Source organism: Roseomonas aerilata DSM 19363 (assembly GCF_000711725.1).
Taxonomy (GTDB): Bacteria; Pseudomonadota; Alphaproteobacteria; order Acetobacterales; family Acetobacteraceae; genus Roseomonas; species Roseomonas aerilata.
The window spans coordinates 158,287-180,746 of sequence record NZ_JONP01000006.1; the positions used below are offsets into that span (position 1 = coordinate 158,287).

The 22,460-nt window shown below is 71.9% G+C and carries 22 protein-coding genes; 9 read left to right on the top strand and 13 right to left on the bottom strand.

The genetic code is table 11. From position 1 onward, the window contains the following. The first annotated feature begins 31 nt into the window (after nucleotides 1-31). From gpmI to BO39_RS09115, 5 genes are all read left to right on the top strand, one after another. The gene (gene gpmI / locus BO39_RS09095) at nucleotides 32-1,567 is read left to right on the top strand and encodes a 2,3-bisphosphoglycerate-independent phosphoglycerate mutase (protein ID WP_043832209.1); all 1,536 of its coding nucleotides are present in this window, start codon (nucleotides 32-34) and stop codon (nucleotides 1,565-1,567) included. Next, nucleotides 1,564-2,976, top strand: a complete 1,413-nt coding sequence (locus BO39_RS34930; RefSeq protein ID WP_043832210.1) for a murein hydrolase activator EnvC family protein — start codon at nucleotides 1,564-1,566, stop codon at nucleotides 2,974-2,976. The genes gpmI and BO39_RS34930 overlap by 4 nt, the downstream gene beginning before the upstream one ends. Before the next feature lie 189 nt (nucleotides 2,977-3,165). Continuing rightward, nucleotides 3,166-4,551, top strand: a complete 1,386-nt coding sequence (locus BO39_RS09105; RefSeq protein ID WP_043832211.1) for a S41 family peptidase — start codon at nucleotides 3,166-3,168, stop codon at nucleotides 4,549-4,551. A gap of 24 nt (nucleotides 4,552-4,575) precedes the next feature. Next, nucleotides 4,576-5,733, top strand: coding sequence for a divergent polysaccharide deacetylase family protein (locus BO39_RS09110; RefSeq protein WP_052401847.1), 1,158 nt, complete (start codon nucleotides 4,576-4,578; stop codon nucleotides 5,731-5,733). A 1-nt stretch (nucleotide 5,734) separates the two neighbouring features. After that, complete coding sequence (locus BO39_RS09115; protein ID WP_043832212.1) at nucleotides 5,735-6,226, top strand: RNA pyrophosphohydrolase; 492 nt, start codon at nucleotides 5,735-5,737, stop codon at nucleotides 6,224-6,226. A gap of 2 nt (nucleotides 6,227-6,228) precedes the next feature. On the opposite strand, the gene BO39_RS09120 is transcribed toward BO39_RS09115, so the two are convergent. Both BO39_RS09120 and BO39_RS09125 read right to left on the bottom strand, forming a co-directional pair. After that, nucleotides 6,229-7,362, bottom strand: a complete 1,134-nt coding sequence (locus BO39_RS09120; RefSeq protein ID WP_043832422.1) for an endo-1,4-beta-xylanase — start codon at nucleotides 7,360-7,362, stop codon at nucleotides 6,229-6,231. Between the two features lie 10 nt (nucleotides 7,363-7,372). After that, nucleotides 7,373-8,227, bottom strand: a complete 855-nt coding sequence (locus tag BO39_RS09125) for a ferritin-like domain-containing protein (protein ID WP_043832213.1) — start codon at nucleotides 8,225-8,227, stop codon at nucleotides 7,373-7,375. Nucleotides 8,228-8,395: 168 nt separating this feature from the next. On the opposite strand from BO39_RS09125, the gene BO39_RS09130 reads away from it, so the two are divergent. Then, on the top strand, nucleotides 8,396-9,334 hold the full coding sequence (locus BO39_RS09130; RefSeq protein WP_043832214.1) for an alpha/beta hydrolase: 939 nt from the start codon (nucleotides 8,396-8,398) through the stop codon (nucleotides 9,332-9,334). A gap of 56 nt (nucleotides 9,335-9,390) precedes the next feature. Here BO39_RS09130 and atpC read toward each other — a convergent pair whose 3' ends face one another. From atpC to BO39_RS09155, 5 genes are read right to left on the bottom strand one after another with little or no spacing between them, the layout of a single operon-like run. Beyond that, complete coding sequence (gene atpC / locus BO39_RS09135; RefSeq protein WP_043832215.1) at nucleotides 9,391-9,801, bottom strand: ATP synthase F1 subunit epsilon; 411 nt, start codon at nucleotides 9,799-9,801, stop codon at nucleotides 9,391-9,393. Between the two features lie 4 nt (nucleotides 9,802-9,805). Continuing rightward, nucleotides 9,806-11,233 carry a F0F1 ATP synthase subunit beta gene (gene atpD / locus BO39_RS09140; RefSeq protein ID WP_043832216.1) on the bottom strand — a complete coding sequence of 476 codons (1,428 nt, stop codon included), beginning with the start codon at nucleotides 11,231-11,233 and terminating at the stop codon, nucleotides 9,806-9,808. 13 nt (nucleotides 11,234-11,246) lie between these two features. Then, on the bottom strand, nucleotides 11,247-12,131 hold the full coding sequence (locus BO39_RS09145; protein ID WP_043832217.1) for a F0F1 ATP synthase subunit gamma: 885 nt from the start codon (nucleotides 12,129-12,131) through the stop codon (nucleotides 11,247-11,249). 23 nt (nucleotides 12,132-12,154) lie between these two features. Continuing rightward, nucleotides 12,155-13,687 carry a F0F1 ATP synthase subunit alpha gene (gene atpA / locus BO39_RS09150; RefSeq protein WP_043832218.1) on the bottom strand — a complete coding sequence of 511 codons (1,533 nt, stop codon included), beginning with the start codon at nucleotides 13,685-13,687 and terminating at the stop codon, nucleotides 12,155-12,157. A 2-nt stretch (nucleotides 13,688-13,689) separates the two neighbouring features. Next, nucleotides 13,690-14,274, bottom strand: coding sequence for a F0F1 ATP synthase subunit delta (locus BO39_RS09155; RefSeq protein ID WP_043832219.1), 585 nt, complete (start codon nucleotides 14,272-14,274; stop codon nucleotides 13,690-13,692). A gap of 307 nt (nucleotides 14,275-14,581) precedes the next feature. Between BO39_RS09155 and BO39_RS09160 the strand changes: the two genes are divergently transcribed. Beyond that, complete coding sequence (locus BO39_RS09160; protein ID WP_043832220.1) at nucleotides 14,582-14,824, top strand: hypothetical protein; 243 nt, start codon at nucleotides 14,582-14,584, stop codon at nucleotides 14,822-14,824. Nucleotides 14,825-14,842: 18 nt separating this feature from the next. Further along, nucleotides 14,843-15,103 (top strand): hypothetical protein, encoded by a 261-nt coding sequence (locus tag BO39_RS09165; RefSeq protein ID WP_043832221.1) that lies wholly within the window; start codon nucleotides 14,843-14,845, stop codon nucleotides 15,101-15,103. 50 nt (nucleotides 15,104-15,153) lie between these two features. Here the strand turns inward: BO39_RS09165 and BO39_RS09170 are convergent, their stop codons facing one another. Further along, nucleotides 15,154-17,481, bottom strand: a complete 2,328-nt coding sequence (locus tag BO39_RS09170; RefSeq protein WP_084697978.1) for a primosomal protein N' — start codon at nucleotides 17,479-17,481, stop codon at nucleotides 15,154-15,156. Nucleotides 17,482-17,541: 60 nt separating this feature from the next. Between BO39_RS09170 and fsa the strand changes: the two genes are divergently transcribed. After that, nucleotides 17,542-18,198: a fructose-6-phosphate aldolase gene (fsa, locus tag BO39_RS09175; protein WP_043832222.1), complete on the top strand. Its 657-nt coding sequence runs from the start codon at nucleotides 17,542-17,544 to the stop codon at nucleotides 18,196-18,198. Nucleotides 18,199-18,223: 25 nt separating this feature from the next. Here the strand turns inward: fsa and BO39_RS09180 are convergent, their stop codons facing one another. The 5 genes from BO39_RS09180 to BO39_RS09200 form a co-directional block, all read right to left on the bottom strand. After that, complete coding sequence (locus tag BO39_RS09180) at nucleotides 18,224-18,646, bottom strand: cupin domain-containing protein (RefSeq protein WP_052401868.1); 423 nt, start codon at nucleotides 18,644-18,646, stop codon at nucleotides 18,224-18,226. Nucleotides 18,647-18,712: 66 nt separating this feature from the next. Beyond that, nucleotides 18,713-19,384, bottom strand: coding sequence for an orotate phosphoribosyltransferase (locus tag BO39_RS09185; protein ID WP_043832223.1), 672 nt, complete (start codon nucleotides 19,382-19,384; stop codon nucleotides 18,713-18,715). Next, complete coding sequence (locus tag BO39_RS09190; protein WP_043832428.1) at nucleotides 19,381-20,652, bottom strand: Zn-dependent hydrolase; 1,272 nt, start codon at nucleotides 20,650-20,652, stop codon at nucleotides 19,381-19,383. Before BO39_RS09190 ends, BO39_RS09185 begins: the two co-directional genes overlap by 4 nt. Continuing rightward, nucleotides 20,649-21,599: a dihydroorotate dehydrogenase gene (locus BO39_RS09195; protein WP_043832225.1), complete on the bottom strand. Its 951-nt coding sequence runs from the start codon at nucleotides 21,597-21,599 to the stop codon at nucleotides 20,649-20,651. Before BO39_RS09195 ends, BO39_RS09190 begins: the two co-directional genes overlap by 4 nt. Next, nucleotides 21,596-22,408: a dihydroorotate dehydrogenase electron transfer subunit gene (locus BO39_RS09200; RefSeq protein ID WP_043832430.1), complete on the bottom strand. Its 813-nt coding sequence runs from the start codon at nucleotides 22,406-22,408 to the stop codon at nucleotides 21,596-21,598. The genes BO39_RS09195 and BO39_RS09200 overlap by 4 nt, the downstream gene beginning before the upstream one ends. Nucleotides 22,409-22,460: the final 52 nt, after the last annotated feature.

Consider the following 22,460-nt stretch of genomic DNA (forward strand, 5'->3'; position numbering starts at 1 on the left):
TCCGCCCGGAGTCAGCGCGCACGAGGTCTCGATGTCCCATCCCAAGCCCGTCATGCTTGTCATCCTCGATGGCTGGGGTTGGCGGGAGGAGACCGCGGACAACGCCGTCGCGCAGGCGAACACGCCCACCTTCGACGCGCTCTGGTCCACCTGCCCGCGCGCCTTCCTTCGCACCTGCGGGCCCGATGTCGGGCTGCCGCAGGGGCAGATGGGGAATTCCGAGGTCGGCCACCTGAACATCGGCGCCGGCCGCATCGTCATGCAGGACCTGCCGCGGATCGACGCCGCGATCGCGGACGGCACGCTGGCCGGCATGCCCGCCGTCGTCTGGCTCGGCGAGCAGCTCCATGCCAGCGGCGGCGTGCTGCACCTCTGCGGCCTGACCTCCCCGGGCGGTGTCCACGCGCACCAGGACCACGCGGTGGCCGTCGCCGAGATCTTCGCGGCCAAGGGCATCCCCGTGGCCGTCCATGCCTGGACCGACGGCCGCGACACCCCGCCCGAGGCCGCCGCCGAGACCCTGCCCGCCTTCGAGGCCGCGCTGCCCGAGGGCGCGGTGATTGCCACCGTGACCGGCCGCTACTTCGCCATGGACCGCGACAACCGCTGGGAGCGCGTCTCCCAGGCCTGGCGCGCGATGGTCCTGGCCGAGGGCACGGAGGCCGCCAGCGCCATCGACGCGGTGCGTGCCGCCCACGCCGCCGGCCAGACGGACGAGTTCATCCCCCCGAGCGTCATGGCCGGGTATGACGGCATGCGCGACGGCGACGCAGTGCTCTGCTTCAACTTCCGCGCCGACCGCGTGCGGGAGATCATGGCGGCCCTTCTGGACCCCGACTTCACCGGCTTCTCCCGCCCGCAGGATCCCGCCCTCTGCGGCGCCGTCGCCATGACCGAGTACTCGGAGGCGCTGAACCCGCTGCTGGAGACGATCTTCCCGCCGCAATCCATGGCGGGGCTGCTCGGGCCGACGGTATCGGCCGCGGGCATGACCCAGCTGCGCATGGCCGAGACGGAGAAGTACCCGCACGTCACCTACTTCCTGAACGGCGGGGTCGAGACGCCCTCCCCGAGGGAGGAGCGGCTGATGATCCCCTCCCCCAAGGTCGCGACCTACGACCTGCAGCCGGAGATGTCGGAGCCCGAGCTGGCGGAGAAGGCCGAGGCCGCGATCCGCTCCGGCATCTACGACATGATCATCCTCAACTTCGCCAACGCCGACATGGTCGGCCATACCGGCGTGCTCGAGGCCGCGATCCGCGCCTGCGAGGCGGCGGACGAGGGGCTCGGCCGCATCGCCCGCGCCATCCACGACATGGGCGGCGCCCTTCTGGTGACGGCCGACCACGGCAATGCGGAAATGATGCGCGACCCCGTGACCGGCGGCCCGCACACCGCGCACACCCTGAACCCGGTGCCGGTGCTTCTCTACAACGGGCCCGAGGATGTTACGGCCCTGCATGACGGCCGGCTGGCCGACCTCGCGCCCACCATCCTCGCGCTGCTGGGCCTGCCGCAGCCAGCGGAGATGACGGGGCGGAACCTGATGGAGGCCCCTGCCGGGTGAGGCCGCGCGGGCCCCGCGCCGCTGAAGCCCTGCGCCGCGCGGCGCTGGCCGTGCTCGCCCTTTCCCTCGGCCCGCTTCCCGCCAAAGCACAGCCCGCGACAGCGATCGACCGCCAGTCCCTCGGCGAGGCCGAGCGGGATGCCCGCAGCGCGCGCGACGCCGCCGCCGGCATCGCCCGCGCCGCCCGCGCGGCCGAGGCCGCGGAGCGGGGCCTGGCGGAGCGGCGGGCCGAGGCCGGGCGGCGCGCCGTCGCGGCCGAGGCGGCGCTGGCCGCGGCGGAGGCAAGGCTGGCCGCCGCCGGGGCCGCCCGCGACGCCGCCGAGGCGGACCTGACCCGACGCGCCGAGGAGCTGGCGCCGCTGGTCCCGGCGATGCGCCGCCTCAGCCTCTGGCCCGCCGAGACGCTGCTCGTGGTGCCCGCCCCGCCCGAGGAGGCACTGCGCGGCGCGCTCGTCCTGCGCGGCGTCGCCCGCCGCCTCGCAGCGGAGGCCGCCGATTACCGCAGCGCCCGCGAGGCCGCCGCCCGCGCCGCGGCCGGCCTGGAGGAGCAGCGCCGGCGCCTCGTGACCACCCGCGTGGCGGCGCGCGAGACCTCCGATGCGGTTGAGGTCGCGCTGAACGAGGCCCGCACCCGCCGCGACGAGGCCCGTGACGCCGAGGCGGCCGCCACCCGCCGCGCCGCCGCCGCCGCCGCCCAGGCCCGCGACCTTCGCGGCGCGCTGGAACGGCTGGAGCGCGAGGCCCAGGCCCGCGAGGCGAGGGAGCGCGCCGAGGCCGCCGCCCACGCCCGCGAGGCCGAGGCGCGCGAGCGGCAGGCCGAGGCCCGTCGGCGGGAGGCCGAGGGCCGCGCGCGCGAGGCCGAGGCGCGGGAGGCGGCCAGGGACGCCCTGGCCCGCGACACGTCCCGCGAGACGTCCCGCGACCGGGCCGCCCAGGAAAAAGCGGCGCGTGAAATGCAGGACGCCGACCGCGACGCCGAGCGGGCGCGGGAGAGCCTCGCCGCCGCGCGGGAGCGGGCGCGGGACACCGGCCGGCCGCGCCCCGGGCGGGCCGCACCCGTGGCGGGCAGCGTCCAGCGCGACTTCGGCGAGCGCGGCGCGACCGGCCAGACCTGGCTCGCCAGCCCCGGCGCAAGGGTGGTCAGCCCCTGTAGCGGCCAGGTGGTCTTCTCCGGCCCCTTCCGTTCCTACGGACGGATGTTGATTGTCGATTGCGGCGGCGGATACCATTTCGTCCTGGCCGGTCTCGACCGGCTGGACGCGGAGCCCGGGCAGCGCGTGCTGGCCGGCGAGGCGGTGGGAACACTTGGTAACGCTGTGTCTGCTGGCGGAGGCCGCGCGTCGCTCTACCTTGAGCTGCGCCGCCGCGGCCAGCCGGTGGATCCCGCGAGTTGGATGAGACGCGGCTGAGGCCCCCGCCGGGGCAGGCGCGGAACTGGGTAACCGTTGGGCAAGCCGCCCCGCGGCAATATGAGAAGCCGCGCGGTGCGCTGCGGCAGAAAGGGTGCCTGACCGATGCAAAACCCTGCCGGACCGTCGGACACGCCCCGGACCCAACCGCGGAGTGAAAAAGGCCGCGCAGCTGCCCGGCGGTCGAGGATGCGCCTCGTCGGCCCCGTCATGGCCGCCTTCACCGCCGGCGTCGTCATCGGCCCCGTGGTGGCCGCCTGGGCGCAGGACGGCTCGCGCGCCGAGACCTACCGGCTGCTGAACCTCTTTGGCGACGTCTTCGAGCGCGTCCGCGCCGAGTACGTGGAGCCCGTGAACGACCGCGACGTGATCGAGAACGCGATCAACGGGATGCTCCAGGGACTCGACCCGCACTCCTCCTACATGAACGTCCGCAGCTTCCGCGACATGCAGGTCCAGACGCGCGGCGAGTTCGGCGGCCTGGGCATCGAGGTGAGCCAGGAAGCGGGCTACGTGAAGGTCATCTCGCCCATCGACGAGACCCCCGCCGCCCGCGCCGGGGTGAAGCCCGGCGACCTGATCACCCACATCAACAGCACCAGCACCCAGGGCCTCACCCTGCAGGAGGCGGTGGACCAGATGCGGGGCGAGCGCGGCAGCAGCATCCGCCTGACCATCCGGCGTGAGGGCACGGCCACCCCGATCGAGATCTCCCTCACCCGCGACGTGATCCGCCCGCAGGTCGTGCGCTCGCGGCTGGAAAGCGGGGACATCGCCTATATCCGCCTCACCTCATTCAACGAGCAGACGGAGGTGGGCATGCGCCGGGCGCTGTCGAACCTCCGCACCCAGTCGCGCGACGGGCTGAAGGGCATCGTGCTCGACCTCCGCAACAATCCGGGCGGGCTGCTCGACCAGGCGATCCAGGTCTCGGACGACTTCCTGGACCAGGGCGAGATCGTCTCCACCCGCGCCCGCCGGCCGGAGGACGCGCAGCGCTGGAACGCGCGCACGGGCGACATCGCCCAGGGCCTGCCGGTGGTGGTGCTGGTCAATGCCGGCTCGGCCTCGGCCTCCGAGATCGTGGCCGGCGCGCTGCAGGACCACCGCCGCGCGATCGTCATGGGCATCCGCAGCTTCGGCAAGGGTTCGGTGCAGACCGTGATGCCGCTGCCAGGCAACGGCGCCATCCGCCTGACCACGGCGCGCTACTACACGCCCTCCGGCCGTTCCATCCAGGCGACAGGCATCGAGCCCGACATCGAGGTGCTGGCCCAGCGTGAGGACGCCGCCCAGAACCGTGAGCGCGACCGCGAGGCCGACCTGCGCCGGGCCCTGCGGAACGACAACGGCGGCACCCCCGGGCCCGCGCAGGGGGTGAATGCCCGCCCGGCCGCGCCCCTGCCGCCGCTGAACCTGCCCGCGGGCGTGGCCGACCGCGTCCAGCGCCTGCCGGCCGAGGGCGCGCCCGCCTTCGACCCGACGAAGCCGGAGACCGACCACCAGCTCCAGCAGGCGGTCGGGCTGCTGCACGCGCTGGCGGCCAACCCGCCCCAGCGCCGCGCCAGCCGCTGAACCGCGAGGGCGCCGAAGCCACGCATGAGGGCACTCGGCGTCTTCTGGCTGGTCGTGCTCGCCGCCCTGGCAGGCGGCGCGGCCGTGCTGCAATGGTTGGGCCCGCCGGAGGGCGGGGTTCCGCCGCGCCTCGCGCAGGGCGCGGCGCCGGGCGAGCCGCCCGCCGAACCTGCTGCCCCTGCCAAGCCGGCGGAACCCGCACCCGCCCCGCCGTCTCCCGTCGTGGCCGCAGCGCCGGAACCCGCCTCGCCCACCCCGGCTCCACCGTCGGCAGCGGAACCCGCTGCGGCTCAGGCTGAGCCGCCCGCTCTTCCCAGCGCGCCCGAGCCACCGCCCCTGCCCACCCCGGTGCGCCGTGCGGAGGCGCAGCCCGACCGGCCGATCCCGCCGCCCGACCCGGCCTTGCAGGAACCCTCCCGCTACGGCCCCCTGCCGAGGGTAGGGCCGGAGGGCCGCACCTCCATCCGCGCCTATGGCCGCTCCTTCGACAGAGGCGAGACCCGGCCGCGCGTGGCCCTGGTAGTGGGCAATCTCGGCCTCTCCGCCGCTCTGTCGGAGGAGGCGATCGCGCGCCTGCCCCCGGCTACCGGCCTTGCCTTCTCGCCCTATGCGCCGCGGCTGGACCCGCTACTCGAGCGCGCCCGGCTACGCGGCATGGAGGTGCTGAACGCCATTCCGATGGAGCCCGCCAACTACCCCGCGAATGATCCTGGCGAGCGCGCGCTGATGACCACCCTACCCCCCGCCGAGAACGGCGACCGGCTGGCCTGGGTCATCTCGCGCCTCTCCGGCCAAGTGGGGGCGATCGGCGCGCTCGGGCCCATGCGGGGGGAACGCTTCGCGGCCCTGCCGGAGCTCATCGGCGGCGTGCAGGACGTGCTGCGGCAGCACGGGCTTCTCTACGTCGATCCCCGCCCCGGCGCGCCCTCCCCCGCCCGGGCCTGGGGCCGCAGCGTGGACATCGTGGTGGACGAGCCTGCCACGCGCGGCGAGATCGACCGGCGCCTCGCCGAGCTGGAGCGCATCGCCCGCGAGCGCGGCTCGGCACTCGGCCTTGCGGGGGACGTGACGCCCGTGCTGGTTGATCGCGTGGCCGCCTGGGCCTCGGGGCTGGAGTCCCGCGGGCTGGTCATGGCCCCCGTCACCGCCCTCATCCGCCGGCCTGAGGAGATCCCCCGCTAGGATGACCCCGCTTCCGCTCCGCCCGAACGTGGGCGCCTGCCTCTTCAACCGCGACGGCCTGGTGCTGATCGCCCGCCGCGCCGACCTGCCGGCGGGCGAGGCCGCCGCCGCCGGCGCCTGGCAGCTTCCCCAGGGCGGGCTGGACCCCGGCGAGGACCCCGAGGCCGCGGTGCTGCGCGAGCTGTCGGAGGAGATCGGCACCCGCAACGCCCGCGTCATGGGCCGGATGCCCGAATGGCTGGACTACGACCTGCCAGCGCATCTCATCGGCAAGGCGTTGGGCGGCAAATACCGGGGGCAGACGCAGCTCTGGTTCGCGCTGCGCTTCCTCGGCCAGGATGCCGAGATCCGGTTGGACGCGGACAAGCACCAGGAATTCGACGCCTGGCGCTGGGCTCCGCTCGCCGAGCTGCCGGAGATCGCCGTCGCCTTCCGCCGCCCGATCTACGCGCGGCTGGCGAAGGACTTCGCCGCCTACGCGGTGCCGGGCTGAACTCAGGCGCCGGAGAAGGCGCGGGCCATGGCGCGCCACATCTCCTTGCGGTTGTACTCCCAGTCCAGCGGCAGGCCTCGGTGCAGCTTGCCGTCCGGCCGCGCGACGCCCGCGAAGGTGACGAGCCAGGAGTGCCGGTCCGCCAGCCCCCAGGTGAGGAAGGTCTTCACCCCCGCGCCGATGGCGGACTCCATGAAGGCCGTGACGCGATCCCCAACCAGCCGGTCGCGGGCCACGTAGTCCTCGGGCAGGGCGTTGCCTTCCCGCACGTCCAGCTCCGTCACGAGCACCGAGAGGCCCTCGGCCCGCAGCGCGTTGACGAATGAGGCGAAGACCGCACCGCTGAAGGGCCTCACGAGTTGCAGATGCGCCTGGATGCCCACTGCGTCGATCGGCACCCGGCGTTGCAGCATGCCGCGGACGAGCGCCAGCAGGCGGCGCCGCTTCTCCTCGGCCCACGGAGTGTCCTCCTCCACGCCGTAGTCGTTCAGCACGAGGCGGAGTGTGGCGTCCTGCTCGCGGGCCAGGCGGAAGGCCGTGTCGATGTAGGAGGGGCCGAGGGCGCGGAGCAAGGGCGTGTCCCGCAGCTCCCCCTGGGCCTGGGGCGTGTCGCTGCCGGGCGGATCCGCGACGGCCTCGTTCACCACGTCCCAGTCACGGATGCGGAGGCGCGTGGTGGAAAGGACGCGAGCGATATGCGCAGCCATGACCGAACGGGCACGGGGCGCTCCCTCGGCCACGGCGGAGACGGCCCAGTCGGGGAAGGACTCATGCCAGACGAGCGCGTGGCCCCGCGTCGGCCGACCCCGCGCCAGCCCCCACCCCACCACGCCATCGAGGGCGGCGAAGTCGAACTCGCCCTCCTTCGGCTGGAGGGTGGCCCACTTGCCCTCGTATTCCGGCACGAGGAGACCCGCCTCGTTCTCGTAAATGGCCGCGTAGGACGGGTCACCGGCGAGAAGGCCGGACTGCACCGCCGCCCCGAAGGTGAAGCCCTTCGCGCGCGCGATCTGGTAGAGGCCGGGCCCCTGGCCCCCTCCCTGCGCCCAGGCGGCGCCCCCGCGGCCCAGCCCAGCGGCAAGGCCGGCGCCGAGCACGAGGCGGCGGGAAGCGCGCCCCGCCGGGCGAGACGACACGCGGGCCACCTCAGGCCGCGGCGCGCGGGGGGGCGTTCTCGTTCGCGGCGCCCGAGCCCTGGGCGTACTTGCTCCGCCGCCATTGCAGCAGCTTCCAGGCGCCCTTCGCCGCGAGGTCCGAGAGCCGCCCGCGCGGCTCCAGCCCGATCGACTTGAAGATCATGCCCATGCCCCGCTCGATGTGGCGGAAGCGGTAGTAGGACATGGAGCGACCCATATAGCTGCGCATGCAGCGCTCATGGCTATAGGGCTGGCTGGCCGGCTCGTTGCCGCAGTGGTAGGCAAAGGCCAGCTCGTCGTCCTCGGACTCGCCGATGCGCCCGGCGGCGACCCGCAGGCGCTGCGGGAAGGAAAGCTTCTCCCGCGCCAGGTAGCGCTTCATGTGGTCGTAGAAGAGCTTGAAGTGCCGGTACTCGTCCGCCGCGATAAGGCGGCAGACCTGCTTCAGCACCGGCTCCTCCGTGCTCTCGCCGAGGGCGGTGTAATAGGAGGAGGTGCCAGTCTCGACCATGCAGCGCGCGATCAGCTCCCCCGTGCGGGAGCCGCGGATGGAGGCATCGGCCTTCACGTCGATTTTGAAGCCCTCGCGGTAGCGGGCGAAGGCGTCGTCGAAGGACCAGCTGGGATCGGCGATTTCCGCCCAGCGACCAAGGGCATCGCCGTGCTGCACTTCCTCCACCGCCCAGTTGTCGGCGGCCTGCCGGAAGTCGGGATCACCGGTGAAGACGTTGTTGAGGTAGATCGCGTAGTCCACCCCGTTCTTCTCCACCAGGGCGGCGGCCTTCACGAGCGACAGGATGCCTGGATCGACCTTCGTGGGAGTGAACGCATCCCAGGCGATCTGGTCGAGGGTCCAGTGCTTCATGGGTTCGGTGGTCTCGCGCTAGAGGATCGGGCCTTGCAACCCATTTGCCGGTCCGAGGGGGCCGCTTTCAAGCCCCGGCCCGATCTTATCCGCGCCTTGCCCGTATGGCATCGGCACCTCATCCTGCCTCCTGGGCGGCGAAGACCGCTTCGGAGAGGGGACGACCGCATGAAGGCAGCAAGGCGCGTGGCGGCCCCCTTGGGTCTGCTCCTCTCGGGCCTGGCCGCCGTACCGGCGGCCGCGCAGATCGACCGCCTGCCGCCCGATGTCGGCACCCGAATCGCGGAGATGGGCGCGAGGTTCGACGGCGACGTGCTCGCCGCAACCCGCGCCCTCTTCGCCCCGATCCCCAACGCCTCGACCGAAGGGCTGACGGTCACCAAGGACCAATCCTACGGCCCGGACCCGCGACACCTGCTGGATGTCTACAGCCCGGCCAGCCCCGGCGCCCCGCGGCCGGTGCTCGTCTTCGTCCATGGCGGCGGCTTCGTGCGCGGTGAGCGCGAGGCGAACATCCCTGCCTATGCCGCGCGCAACGGCATGGTCGGCATCACCATCACCTATCGCCTCGCGCCGGCGAATCCCTGGCCGGCGGGGGCGCAGGACGTGGGCGCGGCCATCGCCTGGGTGCGAGCGAATGCGGCACGCTTCGGCGGCGACCCCGCGCGAATTGTGCTGATGGGCCATTCCGCCGGCGCCACCCACGCCGCCTCCTACGCCTTCGATCCCGCTCTTCATCCGGCGGAGGGGCCGAGCATTGCGGGCCTGATCCTCGGCAGCGGCTTCCTGAAGATGACGGTGGAGGACAAGGCGCCGGGGAACGTCGCCTATTTCGGCAGCGATCCCGCGCAATACGCGGCGCGGTCGCCCATGACGCATCTCGGCCAGAGCCGGCTGCCGATGCTTCTCTTCAACGCCGAATACGACCCGGCCTTCCTCGGCGCCCCCACGATGGAGTTAGCGACCGGCGCCTGCTGGCGAGACGGGAAATGCCCGCGCACCATTCAGATGCGCGGGCACAACCATGTCTCGGAGATTTTTGCGGTGGGCACCGCGGACGACCAACTAGGGCAGGAGATCCTGCGCTTCGTCCGCGAGCTTCGCTGACGTTCCGGAAGCACAGCAGCCATTCCCCGGCCGGGAGAACGGCAGGCGTTCCCGGATCAAGCCGCCTGGGCGGCGTCCTGCATCGCGCGAGCGGCCATCAGCCGGTCGTTGGCGCGCTCGCGGATCTCGGGCGCATCGTTGGCGGCGGCAGCCAGGGCGGCCTCCGCCTCCGTCACGCGCTGCGCGGCGGCGGCGCGGGAGAGGCTGGCGAGCGGCGTCGCCTCATCCGCCAGCACCGTCATCCGCGCGGGGGTGATCTCCGCGAAGCCGCCCATGATGAACAGGCTCTCGGTCTCGCGCCCGCCCTCGGTCACCCGGATGACGCCGCCCCGAAGGGCGACGATCATCGGGGAGTGCCCGGGCAGCACGCCCATCTCGCCCTCATAGGCCGGGATGACCGCCATCTCGACGGGGCGCGAGAGGAGCAGGCGCTCCGGGCTCACCAGCTCGAGGTCGAAGGTGGCCATGGGATCAGGCCGAGACCTTGAGGGTGTCGGCCTTCTTCACGGCCTCCTCGATGGTGCCGACCATGTAGAAGGCGGCCTCGGGGAGGTGATCGTACTCGCCGGCCACGATGCCCGCGAAGGAGCGGATCGTGTCCTCGAGCTTCACGAAGACGCCCGGCGTGCCCGTGAAGACCTCGGCCACGTGGAAGGGCTGGGAGAGGAAGCGCTGGATCTTGCGCGCGCGCGCCACGATCAGCTTGTCCTCCTCGGACAGCTCGTCCATGCCCAGGATCGCGATGATGTCCTGCAGGGACTTGTAGGTCTGCAGGATGCGCTGCGTCTCGCGGGCCACGCGGTAGTGCTCCTCGCCCACCACGCGCGGGTCGAGCGCGCGGGAGGTGGAGTCCAGCGGGTCCACGGCCGGGAAGATGCCCAGCTCGGCGATCGAGCGGTTGAGCACCGTCGTCGCGTCAAGGTGCGCGAAGGAGGTGGCCGGCGCCGGGTCGGTCAGGTCGTCGGCGGGCACGTAGATCGCCTGCACCGAGGTGATCGAGCCCTTCTTCGTGGAGGTGATCCGCTCCTGCAGCGCGCCCATGTCGGTGGCCAGCGTCGGCTGGTAGCCCACCGCGGAGGGGATGCGGCCCAGAAGGGCGGACACTTCCGCGCCCGCCTGGGTGAAGCGGAAGATGTTGTCGATGAAGAAGAGCACGTCCTGGCCCTGCTCGTCGCGGAAGTACTCCGCCATCGAGAGGCCCGAGAGGGCGACGCGCGCGCGGGCGCCCGGCGGCTCGTTCATCTGGCCGTAGACGAGCGCCACCTTGGAGCCGGCGGTGTCGTTCTCACCGAGCTTGATGACGCCGGCATCGATCATCTCGTGGTAGAGGTCGTTGCCCTCGCGCGTGCGCTCACCGACGCCCGCGAAGACCGACACGCCGCCGTGGCCCTTGGCGATGTTGTTGATCAGCTCCTGGATCGTCACCGTCTTGCCGACGCCAGCGCCGCCGAAGAGGCCGATCTTGCCGCCCTTGGAGTAGGGGGCGAGCAGGTCGATGACCTTGATGCCCGTCACCAGGATCTCGGCCGCCGTCGCCTGGTCCTCGAAGGAGGGGGCGGCGCGGTGGATCGTGTAGCTCTTGTCGTGCGGGACGGGGCCGCGCTCGTCGATCGGCTCGCCGATGACGTTCACGATGCGGCCGAGGGTGCCCTCACCGACGGGCACGGAGATGCCCTTGCCCTGGTCCACCACCTCGGAGCCGCGGACGAGACCGTCCGTGGTGTCCATGGCGATGGCGCGCACGGTGCGCTCGCCGAGGTGCTGCGCGACCTCAAGCACGAGCGTGCGGTCGCCGACCTCGGTGGTCAGCGCGTTGAGGATCTGCGGCAGCTCGGCGGGGAACTGCACGTCCACCACGGCGCCGAGAACCTGGGTGACCTTGCCGACGTTGTTCTTCATGGCATTGGTTCCTTCAGACGGCTTCAGCACCGGAGATGATCTCGATCAGCTCCCTGGTGATGTTGGCCTGTCGCGTGCGGTTGTAGTTGAGCGTCAGCCTGTTGATCATGTCGCCGGCGTTGCGGGTGGCGTTGTCCATCGCGGTCATCTGGCTTCCGTAGAAGCCGGCCGCGCTCTCCAGCAGCGCACGGTAGATCTGGATGGCGAGGTTCTTCGGCAGCAGCGCCGAGAGAAGCTCCTCCTCGCCGGGCTCGTACTCATAGAGCGCCTGAGCGGCGTCCGCCGGCCCGGCATCGTTGGCGGGCAGCGGCGCCGGGATCAGGCGCTGTTCGCTCGCCACCTGGCTGATGACGCTCTGGAAGCGGTTGTAAATCAGCGAGCAGACATCGAACTCACCCGCCTCCAGCATCGCGGTGATGCGGGTGGCGATCTCGTCGGCCTGCTCGAAGCCGATGCGCTTGATGTTCGCGTAGCTGATCTCGCCGACGAAGCGGCTGGCGAGCTCGCGCTTGAGGTAGGTCGCGCCCTTGCGGCCCACCGTCAGCACCTTCACCGTCTTGCCCTCGGCCTCCAGCGCGCGGATGCGGGCGCGCGCGAAGCGGCCGGCATTCGTGTTGAAGGCGCCGGAAAGCCCGCGCTCGGCGGTGACGACGATCAGGAGATGAACCTGGTCCCGCCCCGTGCCGACGAGCATCTTCGGCGCGTCGGGGCTGCCCACCACGGCCGCGCCCAGGGACGCCAGCATGCGCTCCATCCGCTGGGCATAGGGCCGCGCCGCCTCGGCCTGCGCCTGGGCGCGGCGAAGCTTGGCGGCGGCGACCATCTTCATCGCCTGCGTGATCTTGCGGGTCGACTTCACGCTGTTGATGCGACCGCGCAGGTCCTTGAGGCTGGCCATAGGGGTGCTCCGCTACCCCCGGGTCAGGCGAAGGACTTGGCGAAGCCGTCGAGGAAGCCGACGAGCGCCTTGTCGTTGTCGCCGGTGATCTGCCCGCTCGCGCGGATACCCTCGAGGATCTCCGGCTTGGCCGCCTTCAGCTCGCCGAGCATGCGCTTCTCGAACTCGCCGACGCGGTTCACCGGCACCTTGTCGAGGTAGCCGCGCGTGCCGGCGAAGATCGCCACCACCTGCTCCTCGACCGGCACGGGCGCGTACTGGGGCTGCTTCAGCAGCTCGGTCAGCCGCGCGCCGCGGGCCAGCAGCGCCTGGGTGGAGGCATCGAGGTCCGAGGCGAACTGCGCGAAGGCCGCCATCTCGCGGTACTGCGCGAGTTCGAGCTTAATCTTGCCCGCCACCTGCTTCATCGCCTTGATCTGCGCGGCGGAGCCGACGCGCGACACCGAGAGGCCGACGTTCACCGCCGGGCGGATGCCGCGGAAGAACAGCTCGGTCTCAAGGAAGATCTGGCCATCGGTGATGGAGATCACGTTCGTCGGGATGTAGGCGGACACGTCGCCCGCCTGCGTCTCGATCACCGGCAGCGCGGTCAGCGAGCCGAGGCCGGCATCCTCACCCATCTTCGCCGCGCGCTCCAGCAGGCGGGAGTGCAGGTAGAAGACGTCGCCCGGATAAGCCTCACGGCCCGGCGGACGGCGCAGCAGGAGGGACATCTGGCGGTAGGCGACGGCCTGCTTGGAGAGGTCGTCGTAGAAGATGACCGCGTGCATGCCGTTGTCGCGGAAGAACTCGCCCATGGTGCAGCCCGTGTAGGGGGCGAGGAACTGCATGGGCGCCGGGTCGGAGGCGGTGGCCGCGACGACGATCGAGTAGTCCATCGCGCCGCGCTCCTCGAGGGTGCGGACGAGCTGGGCGACGGTGGAGCGCTTCTGGCCGATCGCGACGTAGATGCAGTAGAGCTTCTTGCTCTCGTCCGTGCCGGCGTTGATCGACTTCTGGTTGAGGATCGTGTCGATGATGACGGCGGTCTTGCCGGTCTGGCGGTCACCGATCACCAGCTCGCGCTGGCCGCGGCCGATCGGGATCAGGCTGTCGATCGCCTTGATGCCCGTCTGCATCGGCTCGTGCACGGACTTGCGGGGAATGATCCCCGGCGCCTTCACCTCGACGCGGGAGCGGGTGACATCGACCAGCGGGCCCTTGCCGTCGATCGGGTTGCCGAGGCCGTCGACCACGCGGCCGAGCAGGCCGCGGCCGACCGGCACGTCCACGATGGTGCCCGTGCGGGAGACGGTGTCGCCCTCGCGGATGCGCGTGTCGTCACCGAAGACCACGACGCCGACATTGTCGGATTCGAGGTTCAGCGCCATGCCGCGAACGCCGGCGGAGGGGAACTCCACCATCTCGCCGGCCATGACGTTCTGCAGGCCGTAGCAACGGGCAATGCCGTCGCCGACCGTCAGAACGGTGCCCACTTCCGCCACGTTGGCGTCGGTGTCGAAGCCAGCGATCTGCTGCTTCAGGATGTCCGAAATCTCTGCGGGACGAATGTCCATGGTCAGGCGGCCCCCTTCATGGCGTAGCTCAGGCGCTGGAGCCTGGACTTGATGGATGTGTCGTAGAGGCGGGATCCGATCTTGAGGATCAGGCCGCCGAGGATGGACGGGTCCACCGTCTCGGAGAGGCGGACGTTCGAGTACCCGGCCTCGGTGAGGCGGGCAGCGATCTGGGTGCGCTGGGTGTTGCTCAGCGGATGGGCGGTGACGACCTCGGCCGCCTGCTGCCCGCGCTGCTCGGCGAGCAGGTTGTCAAAGGCCGCCAGCACGCCCGGCAGGAGGTTCAGGCGCCGGTTGGCGACCATCACGCCGACGAGGTTCCGCACGTCGCCCGAGATGCCCGCACGGTCGAGCACGGAGAAGGCGGCGTTGCGCTGAGCGGTGGCACCGAGGCGCGGGTCCTCGATGAAGGCGCGGAAGCCGGGGTCATCGCGGGTGAGGGTCGCGAGGTTCTCGACATCGGTGGCGACGGCATCCACCGTCTTCTTGTCCTTGGCCAGGTCCAGCAGGGCCAGCGCGTAGCGCTGCGCTGCGCCGCCCGTCTGGGGGGCGGAATTCTGGACGTTGGCGGCTGCTTCGGAGGCCACTGGCGATCCCGTTCAGGGGTTGGTGAAGACCCGTCGGCCCGTGCCCGCCCCGCTTCAACGGGGCGTCTCGGGCCTGCGCGGAACGCCCCGGGAATCCCCTGGGCACCGGCGCGGGCCCCTTAACACGGTGCAATGCAGGGCGGCAACCGCCCTGCGCCGCGAGACGGGCGTTGCAGCCGTCACATGGTGTTCCACCCATCCGGATGGAACCCTGGGCCGGTCTGCCGCGCTTCATGTCAGACCGGTAACGCCGCACGCCGCGGCGCGATCCTGGCCAACACAACCACCTCGACAGGGGGACGAAGCGATGGACAAGGACCAGACCGAGCAGACACGGGACCAGGAGACCGGCGACTGGATCTCCGACCTCAAGCCCGGCGCCTCGGCCAACGCCAAGGTGGACAAGGGCGTGGAGGACACCTTCCCGGCCTCCGACCCTGCGCCAAAGACCGGTGCGACGGGCTTCATCACGCCCAGCGGGCAGGACACTGCGAAATCCACGGACGAGGGCCAGGGCCAGCCGGGCACCACCGCCGGCGGCAAGCCCTGATCGGCGAGGGCTGATCCCATGGGCGGGCGCGTCGGGCCGGAACGGCCGGAGGAGAAGGGCCTGCGCGAGACGGGCGGCTGGAAGCCGGGCCTTCAGCCCGGCACCGGCCGCGGGGCGGAGCTGGACAAGGAATTGGAGAGCGGCGTGAACGCCGACCCGGCCGTTCACTCCCCCATCCCCGGTTTCGTGGACCAGGCGGACCCGGTGGAACAGGCGATCGAGGGTGCCGGAGTCGCGGAGGCACGCAACGCTGTCGAGGATCTGCCCCGGCAGGGCTGAAAAACCCTGAACCCGCCCCGGCGCACGGCCCGGGGCGGGTTCCCGTGTGCCTAGAGAAAGCTCACGGGGTCTACGTCCACCTGCACGCGCACGGCGTTCGGAACCTCGACGCGGGAGAGCCATTCCCGCAGCAGCGGCTGCACCGCGACGTCCCGCCGGGCCTTTAGCAGCAGGCGCCGGCGGTGCCGCCCACGCAGCATCGAGAGCGGCGCCGGGGCCGGACCGAGCACCTGCACCCCCTCCCCGCCCGGCGCCGCAAGGCCGAGGTCGCGCGCCACGCGGTCCGCCGCGCGCTCATCCTCGGAACTCACGATCAGCGCCGCGAGGCGGCCGAAGGGCGGCCAGCCGCCGGGGCGCCGCGCCTCCGCCTCCTCGGCCATGAAGGACTCGAGGTTGCCGGAGACGAGGGCCTGCATCACCGGGTGGTCCGGATTCCAGGACTGCAGCATCACCCGCCCCGGGCTTTCCGCACGCCCGGCGCGGCCGGCCACCTGGTGGAGAAGCTGCACCGTCCGCTCCGCCGCCCGCAGGTCGCCGCCGGCAAGGCCGAGATCGGCGTCCACCACCCCAACGAGGGTCAGGTGCGCGAAGTGCCAGCCCTTTGCGACGATCTGCGTGCCGATCAGCAGGTCCACCTCGCGGTCCTGGATCATCCGCGCGGCCTCGGCCGCCGCGGCGGGGCCGGGGATGGTATCGGAGGCCATGACGAGGCGCCGCGCATCGGGGAAGAGCTGCGCCGCCTCCTCCTGCACCCGCTCCACGCCAGGTCCGATGGCCGTCAAGCTGCCCTCCGCGCCGCATTCGGGGCAGTGCTGGGGGATAGGCTCGGCATGGCCGCAGTGGTGGCATTGCAGCCGCCGCTGGGCGCGGTGCTCCACCAGCCAGGCCGTGCAGTTGGGGCAGCGAATCCGGTGCCCGCAGGCGCGGCAGAGCGTCATCGGCGCGTAGCCGCGGCGGTTGAGGAAGAGCATCGCCTGCTCCCCGCGCGCCAGCGTCTCGTTGATCGCCTCGATCAGCGGGGGGGAGATGAAGCGGCCGCGCTCGGGCGGAACCTTGCGCAGGTCCAGCACCGTGACTTCGGGCAGGCCCGCGCTGCCGTGGCGGCGGGGCAGGTTCTGCGCGGAATAGCGGCCCTGCTCGGCATTGGTCAGGGTTTCGAGGCTCGGCGTCGCGGAGACGAGGACGCAGGTGGCCCCCGCCATCCGGGCGCGCACGACCGCCATGTCGCGCGCGTGGTAGATGACCCCGTCCTCCTGCTTGAAGGCGGTTTCGTGCTCCTCGTCCACGATGATGAGGCCGAGGTCCGGGAAGGGCAGGAACAGGGCGCTGCGGGCGCCGACCAGCACCGGCGCCTCCCCATCGGCAACGGCCCGCCAGGTGGCGCGGCGCAGGCGGCCGGACAGCTCGGAGTGCCAGATGGCGGGGGCGCAGCCGAAGCGCTCCTTGAACCGGTCCAGCCACTGGGAGGAGAGCGCGATCTCCGGCAGCAGCACCAGCGCCTGCCGCCCCTGACGCAGGCACTCCGCCACGGCGTCGAGATAGACCTCGGTCTTGCCCGAGCCCGTGACCCCCGCCAGCAGCGTGACGCCGAAGGCGCGCGTGGCAACGGAGGCACGCAGCCCCGCCGCCGCTTCCTCCTGCTCCTCGGCCAGCGAGGGGCCGGGATGCTCGGGATCGGGGCGGGCAAAGCTGCGGGGGCGCGGCAGAAGGGCGGGCTCGATCAGCCCCTGGTCGGCCATGCCGCGCAGCACGCCCGTGGAGACCTCCGCCTCGTCCGCGATATCGGCGCCCGCGCGGGGCTCGCCGGGCTCCATCACATCCAGCACGCGCTTGCGCTGCGGCGTCAGGCGGTAGCCGGGCGCGCCGCCCTGGGCCAGCTCGCCCGCCGCGGAGAGCTTCCACCCGGCCTGCTGCCCCGCCGGCTCCAACGCGGAGGGCACGGACATGGCCATGCGCAGCACGGCCCCGGGCGGCGCGAGGGTATAGGCGGAGACCCACTCGACGAAGCGGCGCAGGCTCTCCTTCATCGGCGGCGCGGGCAGCACGCCGAGAATGTCGCGGAGCCGTCCCTCCGCCAGCTCCGCATCGGGTTCGCCGTCCCAGACCACCCCCAGCACCTCCCGCCCGCCCAGCGGCACGGCGACGAAGCTGCCCGGCTCCGGCAGCGGTGTGCCGTTGGGCACGCGGTAGTCGTAGGCGCCGCCATTCGGGCTATCGAGGGGGATGGGAAGCAGCACGCGGACGCGGCGAGAGGGCGGCCCGGCGGGTGCCGCCCGGCGCTTCCCCTTGGCCGTCGCCGGCGGCGCGGAGACCAGCCCGTCCCCGAACAACCCGCCGTCGAATGTTGCGGCTTTGTCGCTGGACTCCACCCCTGCCATGGCTATTGATCCACCCCCGAGGCGATCTGAACGCCTAACTCGGGCCCCAGGACCACATTCATGAAATTCTTCGTCGACACCGCCGAAGTCTCCGAGATCCGCGCCCTCGCCGAGAGCGGACTGCTCGACGGCGTCACCACCAACCCCTCCCTGATCGCCAAGTCCGGCCGCCCGATGGCCGAGGTGATCAAGGAGATCTGCGACATCACCCCCGGCCCCGTCTCCGCCGAGGTCACCGCCACCGATTACGACGGCATGATGCGCGAGGGCGAGCACCTCGGGCGCATCGCGCCGAACGTCGTCATCAAGCTGCCGCTGACCGAGCCGGGGCTGCGCGCATGCAAACATATGGTGAACAACGGGGTCATGGTCAACGTGACGCTGTGCTTCTCCGCGGCCCAGGCGCTGCTCGCGGCGAAGGCCGGGGCCACCTACATCTCCCCCTTCGTCGGGCGGCTGGACGACATCGGCCAGGACGGCATGACGCTGATCGCCGACACCGTGCAGATCTACAAGAACTACGACGCCATCCGGACCGAGGTGCTGGTCGCCTCCATCCGCCACCCGATCCACCTCATCCAGGCCGCGAAGATGGGCGCCCATGTGGCCACCCTGCCGCCCTCGGTGATCAAGTCGCTCTACAAGCACCCGCTGACCGACCGGGGCCTCGAAAGCTTCTTGGCGGACTGGAAGAAGACGGGGCAGTCCATCCTCTGAGGGCCGGCCTCCCCCGGCGCGGACCCTATCCGGCCGGGGCGGGCACCAGTCCGTGGCGCAGCATCACCTCGCGCATCTGGGCGGGATCCGGCGCGCCGCCCGCGACAAGCGCCGCCAGTTCCCGGAAATAGCCCGGGCCGAGGACGCCCGGAGTGAGGATGCAGAGGCAGGTCGCGGCCTCCTGGGTGTCGTTCCGGAAGCCGTGGACCACGCCGCGCGGGATGAACAGGGATTCGCCGGCGGGCAGCTCCACGTCGCGCCCCGCCACCTTCCAGCTGGTCACGCCCGTGAGGCCGACGATCGTCTCCTCCCAGCTCTCGTGGTAGTGCGGCACGGGCATCCGGGCGTTCGGCAGCACCGTCATCTCGAAGAGGTCGAGCGCGCCGCCGGTCTCCTCTCCCGTCTGCTTGAAGCGCAGTTCAAGGCCGCCGAGGCGGATGGCTTCCATGCTGGGCGTCTCCATGACGCCCGGCAGGATGGCAAGCACGGCCCGGCGCCGCAACAACCATGCCCGCTACAGCGCGGGCTTCAGCAGCGTCGCCCGCCCGCCATGCGCCGCGGACCAGCCGATGGGATCGGCGAGGAAGCGCTCCAGCACCGCGCGGTCGGCCTCCGGCAAGGCAGAGACGCCGCCCGCGTCCAGCACGTCCCGCCAGTTGGCGAGGGCAACGAGGGAAAGACCCAGCTTCTCCATCCGCTCCGCGCCACCAGGGAAGGTGCCGTGTTGGAAGAGGCAGAGCGCCTGGTCCACCGCCGCCCCCGCCGAGCGCAGCCCGCGCGTGAAGGCGACCTTGCTGCCGCCATCCGTCATCAGGTCGTCCACGAGCAGAACCCGCATCCCCTCGACCGAGCCGCCCTCCACCTGGGCGTTGCGGCCGATGCCGAGGGGGCGCTTGCGGACGTAGCGCAGCGGCAGGTCCAGCGCCTCGGCCAGCCAGGCGGCCCAGGGGATGCCGGCGGTCTCCGCGCCCGCGATGGCGTCGGGCGGCGCCCCCGCGAAGTTCGCGCGGATGGCCTCGGTGGCCAGCGCCACCGCCGCCCGGCGCAGGCGCGGCTCGCCGATGAGCAGCCGGCAGTCGATATAGGCGGGGCTCGCCCAGCCGGCCGCGAGAATGAAGGGCTGGCCGTGGCTGACCTGCACGGCCCCGCCCTCCAGTAGCAGCCGGGCCATGGAGGCGCCGCTCATGCTGCGGCGTCCCTGAGGCTGCGCTCCAGCAATTCGGCGCCGAGCATGAAGTCCTCCATCTCCATGGCCTCCGCCGGGTTGTGGGAGCCGTGCTGGTTGCGGATGAAGATCATGGCGCTCGGGATGCCCGCCTGTGCGAAGACCGCGGCGTCGTGCCCGGCGCCGCTCGGGATCGGCTCGTCCGGCAGGCCCATGGCGCGCAGCCCGGCCCGCAGCCGCTCGATCCACCCCTCATCCATCCGGGCGGGCGCGGAGTCCAGCCGGCGGTCGAGGCGGAACTCCACCCCCCTCTCCTCCCCGATGCCCGCGCATTCCGAGAGGAAGAGGTCGTAGAAGGCCTCCAGCGTCTCGATGCTCTGGCTTCGCGCCTCCATGGAGAAGCGCAGCCGGCCGGGGATGCGGGCCAGGGCGTGCTCGGCCGGATCGGTGCCGATGATGCCCGATGTCACCACCAGGTCCCGCCCGCGCTCCAACAGGGTGCGCCAGTGGCGGTCGAGGCGCGTGATCAGCTCGGCGGTGGCAAAAACGGCATCGTGGCGCAGCCAGCGCGGGATGGTGCCGGAATGGCCAGCCTCGCCGATGCACTCGATGGCGCGGTGCCGGATGTTCCCCCGGATGCCCGTGACGATCGCGACGGGCAGGTTGCGCGCGACGAGCACCGGCCCCTGCTCGATATGGATCTCCAGCCAGGCGGCGATGCTGGCGGGGTCCAGCAGCTTCTCGCCCCGTGCCACGCGCTCCACCTCCACGCCCGCCTCCCGCATGCAGTCGATCAGCGGGCGGCCGTTGACCACGTGCGGCGTCGCCAGGTCCTCGGCCGAGAGGCGACCGAAGAGTGCGGCGGAGCCCATATAGGCGCGCCCGAACCAGGCGCTTTCCTCACCGCGCAGGGCGTAGAGGGCGATCCCGCGGCTCGGCGCGAAGCCCTCCGACTTGAAGCGGGAGAGCGCCATCAGCCCCGCGATCACCCCCGCCGCGCCGTCGTAGTTCCCGCCTTGGGGCACGGAATCGAGGTGCGAGCCGCAGGCGATCACCGGCAGCGATGGATCACGCCCCGGCAGGGTGACGACGAGGTTGGCACCGGCATCGCGCATCGTCTCCAGGCCCTGCGCGTGGGCCTCGGCCTCCACCATGTCCAGCGCCAGGGATTCGCCGGGCCCGTAGCTCTCCCGCGTGATGCCGACGCCGTCGCCCGTCGCCTCCCGCAGCCGGTCGAAGAGCCGCTCGGCGAGGTCTCGGCCGAGGCTCGGTGCCAGGGTGGCGCTCATGGCGCGGGCTCCGCCCATTCGAGTTCCGCCTCGTCCGTTTCCTCGCGGTGCAGGGCGCCGGTGAGGTCGGCGACGCGCGCGATGCCGCGGCCGGCGCAGAAGCGGGAGAGGCCCCCGATCACCGCCTCCATGGCGCCAGGATGGAGGAAGGTCGCGGTGCCCACCTGCACGGCGGTCGCCCCCGCGATCATGTATTCCGCCGCGTCCTCCGCCGTGGAGATGCCGCCGCAGCCGATGACGGGGATCCGGACGGCGCGGGCGCATTGATAGACCTGCCGCAGCACGATCGGCTTGATCGCAGGGCCGGAGAGCCCGCCCATCACGTTGCCCAGGCGCGGCTTGAAGGTGTTCAGGTCCACGGACATCGCGAGGATGGTGTTGGCCACCACCAGCGCGTCCGCCCCGGCAGCTTCCGCTGCCCGCGCCACCTCCGGCACGTCGCCGGTATTGGGCGTCAGCTTCGCCCAGAGCGGCAGCGAGGTCGCAGCCCGCAGACGGCGGATCACCGCCTCCGTCGATTCCGCCCGCATCGCGAAGGCGCGCCCGTCCTCCTCGATATTGGGGCAGGAGATGTTCGCCTCGATGGCGGCCACGCCCGGCACCGAAACCTCGGCGGCCAGCGTCGCGAAGCCCTCGGCGGTGGGGGCGGAGATGCTGACCACCAGCGGCGGCGCGAAGGCCCGCATCGCCGGCAGCGTGTGCTCCAGGAAATAGGGCACGCCCTTGGAGGGGATGCCGATGGCGTTCAGCATCCCGCCCACCGTCTCCGCCACGCGCGGCAGCGGGTTGCCGGCGCGCAGCTCCCGCGTGATCGTCTTCGTCACCAGCGCGCCGAGGGCGTTGAGGTCGGCGGCCAGCGCCAGCCCCTCGGCAAAGGTGCCGGAGGCCGGCATCACCGGATTGGCGAGGGCCAGGTCGCCGATCCGCACGCTCATATCCGTCGTCATGCCACCGCCTCCAGCATGTCGAAGACGGGCCCGTCCCAGCAGACCCGCTTGTGGACGATCTCGCCCCCTTCGTTGAAGTCGCGCACGCAACAGAAACACATGCCCAGCCCGCAGGCCATCTGCTGCTCAAGCGCCACCTGTCCGGGGATGCCGAACTCGCGCCCCAGCCGCTGCTGCACCCGCAGCAGCCGGGCGGAACCGCAGGTAAGGAAGGCGTCCACGCCCCCCTCCGCGATCAGCCCGCGCAGCAGGCGCTCGACATGGGCGGGGCCGCTCGTGCCCTCCTGGTCGGTCACGGTGATGACGCGGGCGCCCCCGTCGCGGAACAAGTCCTCGGAAACCACCAGCTCCGGTCGTCGGGCGCTGAGGACGGCGGTGACGCCGATGCCCGCCGCCCGCGCCGCTTTGGCAATGGGCGCGAGGGTTGCGAGCCCCGCGCCTCGCCCGATCGCCACAACCCCGCGCCAGGCTGGGTCGAGCGCGAAGCCGCGGCCCAGCGGGCCCATGATGTCGAGCGTATCTCCCGGTGCAAGGGTGGCGAGTCCGCGCGTGCCTGCCCCCGTCACCTTGTAGAGGAACTCGACCGTCTCTGAGACCGGGTCGGCGCCGTAAAGGCTCATCGGCCGCCGCAGGAAGGGCGCCTCCCCCGGCGGTGCGGGGCAGAGGAGTTGGAAGAACTGCCCCGGCAGCGCGCCAGACGCCGGTGCCCCTGCGCGCAGCACAAGGTGCCGGTACTCGGCGTTCAGCGCGGAGTGCGAGAGCACCTCCGCCTGTTGGGTGGCGACGCTGGTCGGGGTTGGACCGGACACGGGGGTCTCCTCCGCGAAAAAGGGATAGAAGCCCGACGCGTCCGCTCGCAAA